1 protein-coding gene is annotated in these 713 nt (G+C 73.1%); it reads left to right on the top strand.

The window, feature by feature from the left end; all coding sequences use genetic code 11:
• Positions 1-713: glycosyltransferase (locus tag KZA10_RS16795; protein WP_218683470.1), on the top strand; the 713-nt coding region annotated here is incomplete at both ends.

The following is a 713-nucleotide window of genomic DNA, read 5'->3' as shown; positions in this document are numbered from 1 at the left end:
GGCGCTTCCGCCGGGCCATCGCCCAGGTGCGCGCCCACATCCGTCGGCACGGCATCGACGTGGTGGTCGGCTTCGGCGGGTACGCCTCAGCCCCGGCGTACGTCGCCGCCCGTCGGGAGGGTGTGCCCTTCGTGGTGCACGAGGCCAATGCCAAGCCGGGGCTGGCGAACGTGCTCGGTGCCCGCCGCGCGGCCGCAGTGGGCGTCGCCTTCGAAGGCACCCCGCTGCGCGGCGGCGAGGTCGTCGGCATGCCGCTACGCCAGGAAGTGATCGCCCTCGACCGCGCGGCTTCCCGCGCGGAGGCCGCGGAGTACTTCGGCCTCGACGTCGAGCGGCCCGTGCTCCTCGTCTTCGGGGGGTCGCTGGGCGCCCAGCGTCTCAACGAGGCGCTCGAGGACTCGTGGCGCGACATCCTGGACACCGGGTGGCAGCTGCTGCACGTCACGGGAGAGCGCAGCGACCTCCCCGACCCCGGCGTCACCGGCTACGCCCTGCGCCGTTACGTCGACCGCATGGATCTCGCCTTCGCGCTGGCCGATCTGATCGTCTCCCGGTCCGGGGCGGCGACCGTGAGCGAGATCAGCGCCCTGGGTATCCCCGCACTCTACGTGCCCTATTCCGTGGGCAACGGCGAGCAGCGTCTGAACGCCGCCTCCGCTGTCGCGGCCGGGGCCGCCGAACTCCTCGACGATGCCACGTTCGACGGTGACGCG

The organism is Microbacterium sp. BF1, from assembly GCF_019279095.1.
Taxonomy (GTDB): Bacteria; Actinomycetota; Actinomycetes; order Actinomycetales; family Microbacteriaceae; genus Microbacterium; species Microbacterium maritypicum.
This window is presented reverse-complemented; position numbering and strand designations above follow the sequence as displayed.